Raw genomic sequence first — 7,966 nt, forward strand, 5'->3', positions numbered from 1 at the left:
GTGGTCGAGGGAATCAACAATAAACTTAAACTAATAAAACGGAGAGGCTATGGCTTTAGAAACTTTCGGAATTTTTGGGTTAGAAGTATGTTATCTTGGCATCTTGTATGTTGATTTAGCATAAAGGGTAACGAAGAGCCACAATTTATGCAAATCCTGCCGTTTATCTGGAGTTGGATATTCTAGGTAATCTTCCATTTTTTCAACAGTATGGTTAATTAGTTGGCAGTGTTCTGTCCAGGCTTCTTCTCCAAGAAAAGACCTGGTAGTTTGATTAAATTCCATCTGTTTGACTACCAATTTAGCTAGGTACAGCGCAAAATTAGCGGCGGCTTCCTTTTCTTGGCAAAGACTTTTGAGACTGGTGAGCCTTGTGACATTGAGGGCATATTTGGTTTGGTATAGTTCCCTCGCTGTCTCAACCAATTTGCGAATTTTAGGAGCAATATTCTTATTAGTTTTAGTATCCATTATTCGTTTCTCATTATTTTTATTATGCCTTCTTAACGGTTCTTAGTTACTTGGTATGATTCGATCAGGGGGCAGAAATCGGCTAAATCCTTATCTGGCAAAAGATTTAATTGATTAGTTCGCTCTAGACAAAAATACTTGATAAAAATCGCCAAACGTCTTTCTCTATAAGGGTTTCATCTCTTATAACCCCAGTCCATTGTACAACACAAACCGAAGAACCTGTTACATTTGATAAATTGAGGAGTTGATTAAAATTTATCCATATAACCGACCTACTGTTCTGTATTATCATTATACCATTTTCACACAGAACCTAGAAGATACTCCAATTTCTCAAGTCCTTACCTAGCTTACTCTTGAGTGGCTTTATTCTAAACTCCAGTCTCTATCCGAATAAGGAAGGGGTTGATTAGGGAAAGAGGTCATTCCGAGAGATTTATAGAATCATCTTGATTCTATTTTTCTTGGGATTTGCCTGATGATAACCATCGTTAACGACTTTCTCAATTTGTCTAACTTCCAACAAGCTTGGTTGAAAGTCAAAGAAAATAACGGTTGTGCGGGAGTTGACGCTGAAACCATTGATGATTTTGCTCAAAATCAAGATTTTAATCTTGTTCAATTAAGAGAAGCAGTCGCTAATAGCACTTATTGCCCTCACCCTTACAAACAAGTCAAAATTCCTAAAGAAGGAGGTAAATGGCGAGAATTAAGAATTCCAACCGTTAGAGAACGAATTGTTCAACAAGCTCTTTTAAATGTGCTTGCTCCTCTGGTTGAACCTCATTTTTCTCCTTGTAGTTTTGCTTATCGTCCTAATCTATCTTATATTCAGGCGGTAGAAAAAGTCGCTGATTGGCGTGATCTCGGATATCGATGGGTGTTAGATGCAGATATCGTTCAGTATTTCGATAATATCGATCATCAGATATTGCTTGTCCAATTACGTCAATATATCGATCACCCTGGTATTTTATGTCTGATCAAAGCTTGGATTTCTTCAGGCATATTAAGCGAGCAAGGATTGAAATTACCAAAGAAAGGAATACCTCAAGGCTCGGTTATTTCTCCTTTGCTTGCTAATATCTATTTAGATAAATTTGATCACACTATTGCTAATTCGGATATTAAATTAGTACGCTATGCAGATGATTTTTTAATTTTAGCTCGTACTCAAGAAAGAATTAGACAAGCTTACTCGGAAGTTGTTGATCTACTTGATTCTCTTAAGCTCAATATTAATCGTGATAAAACCCAAATTACTGACTTTGAACACGGGTTTTGTTTTTTAGGTCATGGCTTTTTAGAAAATGCTATCTTTCCTGTAGATAAACCCAAGAAAAAACAAGGAGATCGGAAAACACAGAGAGTCGGCGAATATTTATCAACTGGAAAAAAAAAGTTCAGACGCAGAAGAGTTACAACCAGAAAAAGAAGAAATATCTCAGCAATTAATCATGTCTTCTGTAGAAATTAAAACCCTCACTAATACTTCCAATCCAAAGCAACAACAAATACAAGTTGCGCCACGTCCTCAAAAAAATGTTTGGAATCAGACAATGGCTACATTATATTTACTAGAACAGGGAACAATCTTGTTGAAAGAACAGTTTCGGTTTCTTATTCATGTACCAGACAAGGATAAAATAGAAGTCCCCATTCGAGATGTGGAAAGAATTCTTCTGTTTGGCAATATTAATTTATCTACTCCAGCGATCGCTACCTGTTTAGAATCACGAATTACTGTCTTGTTCCTCAGTCTTTCTGGGCGATATAAAGGACACCTTTGGAGTAAAGAAGCATCTAATTTGAATGTGGAATTACTACAGTTTCAACACAGAATGATCACCAATTTCAATTGAATACATCCAAAGCTATTGTTCGAGGCAAGTTAATCAATTCTAAACAATTATTACTAAGATTAAATCGTCAGCGCAATATTTTAGATATTGAACAGGCAATTTCAGGGATTAATACCGATCTTGAAGCTTTAAAGTTGGTAGATAATATTGACAGTTTACGAGGTTACGAAGGGATTAGTGCTGCTCGCTATTTTTCCGCTTTGGGACAATTAATAATCAACCCAGACTTTAATTTTTCTCAACGTCATCGTCAACCTCCCACCGATCCAGTCAATGCTCTTTTAAGCTTTGGCTACACTCTTTTATTTAACAATGTTCTCAGTTTAATTATTGCTGAAGGTCTTTCTCCTTATTTGGTTAACTTTCATTATGGTGAAAAGAAAAAACCTTATTTAGCTTTCGATTTAATGGAAGAATTTCGGTCGCCCATTGTTGATAGTTTAATGTTAACTTTATTTAACCAATCTATCCTAAAATCTAAAGATTTTGAATCTCTAACTGAAAACCCAGGAATCTATTTAACTGAACAGGGGAGACGACTATTCCTGAATCAATTTGAGAAGCGAATGACTGAAAAAGTTACCCACTCTCAAATTTCATCTCAGATTTCTTACCGAGAAGCCATTCAATTACAAATTCGGCTGTATAAACGTAGCTTGCTGTCATCTATAGCCTATGAACCTTTCTTTCGAGCCTCCTAATGTTAGTATTAATTGTTTACGATATTCCTGACAATAAAAGACGCACTAAATTATCTAACTTTCTGGAAGGATACGGCAAAAGAGTACAGTTTTCTGTGTTTGAGTGCTTTTTATCTTTAGCGGAAATGCGAGAACTTTATGAAAAAGTCAAAAAAAAAGTTAAACCAGAAGAAGATAATGTTAGATTTTATTGGCTCTCAAAAGATGCTACCTCAAAAACTTTAACTATCGGTAGCAAACACCCTGAACCCCCTCCACAATATTATGTAATCTAGAAAAAACAAAATCTTATCTCTCACCTTTATTAGTAAAAAAATCTCCTTAGAAAATTAAAGTAGGAGATTTTTTATTCACTAATCGTTAGCTTCACATTAATTAAAATTGCTAAGAAGTTAAAAGCTTTGAGTCTGGCTGTTGGTTCTATTTAGCGTCAATATTGGGTTTCCATTAATTAAACTTGCTAAGAAGTTAAAAGAGAACTGGAGGACAACGATGAACGATCGTCGCGTAACAAACAGTTTCCATTAATTAAACTTGCTAAGAAGTTAAAAGTGACTGATAAGCGCAGTCATTTAACCGAATTCATCGTTTCCATTAATTAAACTTGCTAAGAAGTTAAAAGGTATCTTCGTAGCAGTATGGAACCTTTTGGAGCTAGAAAAGTTTCCATTAATTAAACTTGCTAAGAAGTTAAAAGACCTCGCCCTCAAGGACGAGCTCAGCCACCAACGTTTCCATTAATTAAACTTGCTAAGAAGTTAAAAGATGACACCCATGTAGAGGTGCTACTCAACTACTTGTTTCCATTAATTAAACTTGCTAAGAAGTTAAAAGCAAGTTCTTAGGTGCCGAACTCGGAAGCGAAGCAGATTTCGTTTCCATTAATTAAACTTGCTAAGAAGTTAAAAGTCGATGGCAAAGGCAAGAACGCCTGGGAGCATCTCACCTTTGTAACCCTTAAATCAGGTTTTTATGTCAAGCTATTTTGAAAGCCTTGCTAGAAAACAGTTTTAGGGATAAGTATAATTACTCACTTGCATAAATGAGATGCTCCCAGAACGCCTTGCTTGGAACGAACGTTTCCATTAATTAAACTTGCTAAGAAGTTAAAAGGTTGTCAACAAGCGCGGGGTGAATGGTTGGGATACGTATCGTTTCCATTAATTAAACTTGCTAAGAAGTTAAAAGATTTGTGGTTGGAGTGTCGGCCCATAACAGGCCGCAAGGTTTCCATTAATTAAACTTGCTAAGAAGTTAAAAGACTCCTCAACAAGTTATTGACGCTCCTCCTCTTATGTTTCCATTAATTAAACTTGCTAAGAAGTTAAAAGTTGATGACCTCTCTCTTTTCGCACCATCGGTATCTTGTTTCCATTAATTAAACTTGCTAAGAAGTTAAAAGTGGAGAGTTTCTCTCCACCTCAGATTACTTCTTATTGTTTCCATTAATTAAACTTGCTAAGAAGTTAAAAGAAGCGGAAGCAACAGGGATCACCTTTTTACCGCTACTAAGTTGTTTCCATTAATTAAACTTGCTAAGAAGTTAAAAGTCATTTGCCCAAATTGTCGGGCATCCTTGCGGATTAAAACGTTTCCATTAATTAAACTTGCTAAGAAGTTAAAAGACTGGGAAAATTGGATAAAAGTCAATCGATTAATTGTTCTGTTTCCATTAATTAAACTTGCTAAGAAGTTAAAAGAACGCAAAATTAGACTTACTTCTTGAAGAAATAGAGGTTTCCATTAATTAAACTTGCTAAGAAGTTAAAAGCTTCGGATGGGGACTGGCAAAAGCGGTGAAGGCGTTTAAACGTTTCCATTAATTAAACTTGCTAAGAAGTTAAAAGCCGCATGTGGAGGCAGTTTTCGATACGATTAAGAATTATCGTGTTTCCATTAATTAAACTTGCTAAGAAGTTAAAAGATTTGAGGAAATAGACGGGGTCAACTTCCTTGAGTTCCGTTTCCATTAATTAAACTTGCTAAGAAGTTAAAAGAAGAGACCTTAGTCGAGGTACTTCGAGCCTTACTTGAAGTTTCCATTAATTAAACTTGCTAAGAAGTTAAAAGACGGGAATGCTTCATTCTTTCTCCACCTTCTCCTGTTTCCATTAATTAAACTTGCTAAGAAGTTAAAAGACTAGCTTTGCAAAACTAGGCTGTATAAGGATTGTACAGCAATTTTTCGTGGGGTATTGAAAAGCATAGACATTATTAATAATAATTCTCAATAGTTACCTCAGTCATGAGGCTCAAAGCCTTGCTGGACAAAGCATCGACGCACCTCAACGAAAACTCTAGATTTTCAGCCATTGTGTCTAACCCGCGAAAAATGTTGAGAACCCCCCCATTCCATCGGCATGAAACAATAGAATTTGTTCTACGCTAATGCCTATGCGATCGAGAGCATCTCACCTTTATAACCCCTAAATCTTTATGTCAAGCTATTTTGAAAGCCTTGCTGGAAACCAGTTTTAGGGACAAGTATAATTACTCACTTGCATAAATGAGATGCTCCCAGCCAGAAGCCTTTGTTGGCAAGTTTTCTAGCTCGCTTGTCCGCCTGTCAGATGCTATAGTTAATCAATTATTTTGCTTAACTATCTTTGTTTTCGTGATAAAGTTTAAAGAGAGGCCTTAGCAATTTATGATTATGCCAAAATCAGAGTCCCCTATTAATTCAACAAATTTCTATTTTCGTAAACTTTGTGCCTTGCTAGAAGACAAATCTATTTTGCAACAATTACAGTCTATTCACCCAGAAGAGTTACAAGGACAGATAGAAGAGTTACCCCTGCAAATAGCTAGTTCCTCTGATCGCGTTAATCTAGGAGAGGCTCAAGGCACTAATATTAATAGCGTGAAACATCCCATCAGTGGACAAACTCGAAATATTACTTCACAAGACTCAAGACCAGAAATTCCCGCAGAAATTACCTCAGAAACGGATATAGAAAAACTATTTTGGTGGTTTTGGCGATTTTATCCCGAACTCATCCGACAAAACCAGAAGGATTTTTTCCTCTATCCTGCTCACAGCATCCTTCCTGATTGTCCCCTACATAGCTACAAAAGTACAGTTTCCGCTCTAGTTGGGGCGATGTATCCCGAACATTGGCAAGAAGGAGGTAAATCCCAACATCCCTATCTTTTTCTCTTTACCTTCTCCCCAGTACAAGAATTTATCAAAGCATCCCGAAAATTTGTCGATTTTTGGGCAGGTTCCTATCTACTGCACTATCTCAGTGTTAAACTCTGTTGGTATATTGCCGAAACTTATGGGTCTGATGCTGTGATTACTCCTTCTCTTTGGAGTCAAGAAATTATCGATGCTTTAATTGTTAAAAAATATCCAGATTTTGCGGCTAATTTTGCTTCTTTTCAAGACGGAATATCTCCAGTTGGTAGATTTGATAATGGCATCTCTACAAGTTTAAGTACGGCTGGATTTCCTAATGTGATTATGGCTTTAGTTCCTGGTAAAGAAGCAGCTAGAGAATTGGGAGAGAAATTAAAAAAATGTTTAAGAGAAGAATGGTCAGAGATTGCCAAAAAAGTTAGGGAAGATATCAAAAAACGAACCCTAGAGTTTCTTAAAGATACTAAAAATCACCAGAAAATAGATGAAATATTATTAAAAGAGTTTTTAAGCGAACAAGAAATATGTAAACGAGATTTAAAAAAATGGCAGATAGGACATCATGGTAGTTGTTGGGAGTGGAATAAACTCTGGGAAGCACAAATAGAGAAAACTTGGGAAACTTACTGGACTGCAATGCCTCTAGGCAATCCAGAGCAGCCATTAACTATTAATCCCACAGAGGAAAATTATCAGCAATGGAAACAAGCACAAAATGCGATCGCTCCTCCTCATTTAGCTGAATCTCTACCTACAACAGCCGAAGAAAACCTTTACGAACAGATAAATACTGGTACTTGGTGGGGGGCATTACAAGCTCGTTTGGGACAGTCTATTCAAGCCGTAAAAAATACTCGCACTTGGGCAATTCCTACAGCACCTGGGGAACGTTCCACTTTATCGGGTCAGTTTAGCGCAGTCCATCCCCAATTACATTATCATGGGCAGTTTAAAAATGGAGGTGGACTTTCGGCTCGATCAATGGGTCTATTTTGGCGATTAATGGCTGAAGTTTATCCAGGGTTATTTAATGGCTCAGAAAAATTGAATGCGATCGAATTAACAAAACGCATGGCTTGGCGATATGGGGGAGTTGCTGAATCTTTGGGAATTAATCTAGGGCAAGAAGATGATACTAACTACGATAATTTAATTCGGTTTCCTAATTTAAGTTCTATTGCTGCTGCAAGATTTACTTGCGAAGATTTTAAAAAAGGAGGACAAAAAACACGAAAATATTGGAATTGTCTTAACACACTTATTAACCAACAATTACCTAACAAAGCAGACACTTTTGCCTCCCGTACTCGTGGTCGTCCTTATCAGATACCAAAAGTTGATCGGCAAATTAATCCAGAAAATAGGAATGGACAGAATTTTAATGGAGTCATGTTTTCCAGTAAATGGTTAGCTGATGACATGAATTGTAACGCTCAAGAAACAGCAACATTAAGAAGTTTAGTTGAAGAAGCGCATAAAAAAGCAAAATTTGGCGAAGGAAGTCCAGCCGATTGGTGGGTAATTGTCCTCGGTGATGGGGATGGGATGGGGAAATATGTCTCTGGGTCAAAATTAAAGAAATACAAAGAGTATTTAATCACAGATGCGATCGCAGAAAATGTCAAAAATCATCAAGATTATCCAGATTTACGGCTCTTCGTTACTTGTTATGGTTCGATAGGGGGGCATAAATCGACTAAATCCTTATCTGGCAAGAGACTTAATTGATTAGTTCGCTCTAGATAAAAAACAATTGACAAAAATCGCTAAATGCCTTTCTATATAAGGGT

The 7,966-nt window shown here is 36.6% G+C and carries 5 protein-coding genes, 2 pseudogenes and 2 CRISPR repeat arrays; of the genes and pseudogenes, 5 read left to right on the forward strand and 2 right to left on the reverse strand.

The window, feature by feature from the left end:
- A partial coding sequence (locus O9332_RS21185) for a transposase (protein ID WP_130758671.1) occupies positions 1-114 on the forward strand: 114 nt, incomplete at its 5' end.
- Here the strand turns inward: O9332_RS21185 and O9332_RS21190 are convergent.
- Positions 91-471 (reverse strand): hypothetical protein, encoded by a 381-nt coding sequence (locus tag O9332_RS21190; protein WP_288027274.1) that lies wholly within the window; start codon positions 469-471, stop codon positions 91-93. The genes O9332_RS21185 and O9332_RS21190 overlap by 24 nt on opposite strands.
- Positions 472-503: 32 nt before the next feature.
- Positions 504-626 carry a hypothetical protein gene (locus tag O9332_RS21195; protein ID WP_288027276.1) on the reverse strand — a complete coding sequence of 41 codons (123 nt, stop codon included), beginning with the start codon at positions 624-626 and terminating at the stop codon, positions 504-506.
- Between the two features lie 326 nt (positions 627-952).
- On the opposite strand from O9332_RS21195, the gene ltrA reads away from it, so the two are divergent.
- The 4 genes and pseudogenes from ltrA to O9332_RS28190 form a co-directional block, all read left to right on the forward strand.
- Positions 953-1,951 (forward strand): group II intron reverse transcriptase/maturase, encoded by a 999-nt coding sequence (gene ltrA / locus O9332_RS21200; RefSeq protein ID WP_288027278.1) that lies wholly within the window; start codon positions 953-955, stop codon positions 1,949-1,951.
- Between the two features lie 82 nt (positions 1,952-2,033).
- A pseudogene (gene cas1, locus O9332_RS21205) lies at positions 2,034-3,037 on the forward strand (CRISPR-associated endonuclease Cas1).
- Complete coding sequence (gene cas2 / locus O9332_RS21210) at positions 3,037-3,312, forward strand: CRISPR-associated endonuclease Cas2 (protein WP_002757558.1); 276 nt, start codon at positions 3,037-3,039, stop codon at positions 3,310-3,312. The pseudogene cas1 and the gene cas2 overlap by 1 nt, the downstream one beginning before the upstream one ends.
- Before the next feature lie 89 nt (positions 3,313-3,401).
- Positions 3,402-3,947: direct repeats of the CRISPR family, unit length 35 nt; unit sequence GTTTCCATTAATTAAACTTGCTAAGAAGTTAAAAG.
- A gap of 168 nt (positions 3,948-4,115) precedes the next feature.
- Positions 4,116-5,176: direct repeats of the CRISPR family, unit length 35 nt; unit sequence GTTTCCATTAATTAAACTTGCTAAGAAGTTAAAAG.
- 961 nt (positions 5,177-6,137) lie between these two features.
- A pseudogene (locus tag O9332_RS28190) lies at positions 6,138-6,578 on the forward strand (type III-B CRISPR-associated protein Cas10/Cmr2); the annotation flags it as partial.
- Positions 6,579-7,966: the final 1,388 nt, after the last annotated feature.

The sequence above is a fragment of the Microcystis sp. LE19-10.1B genome (genome assembly GCF_027530565.1).
Classification (GTDB): Bacteria; Cyanobacteriota; Cyanobacteriia; order Cyanobacteriales; family Microcystaceae; genus Microcystis; species Microcystis aeruginosa.

Coding starts and splice junctions, on each gene's coding strand:
- ltrA (WP_288027278.1), top strand. CDS start 953: ATGATAACCATCGTTAACGACTTTCTCAATTTGTCTAACTTCCAACAA.
- cas2 (WP_002757558.1), top strand. CDS start 3,037: ATGTTAGTATTAATTGTTTACGATATTCCTGACAATAAAAGACGCACT.
- O9332_RS21190 (WP_288027274.1), bottom strand. CDS start 471: ATGGATACTAAAACTAATAAGAATATTGCTCCTAAAATTCGCAAATTG.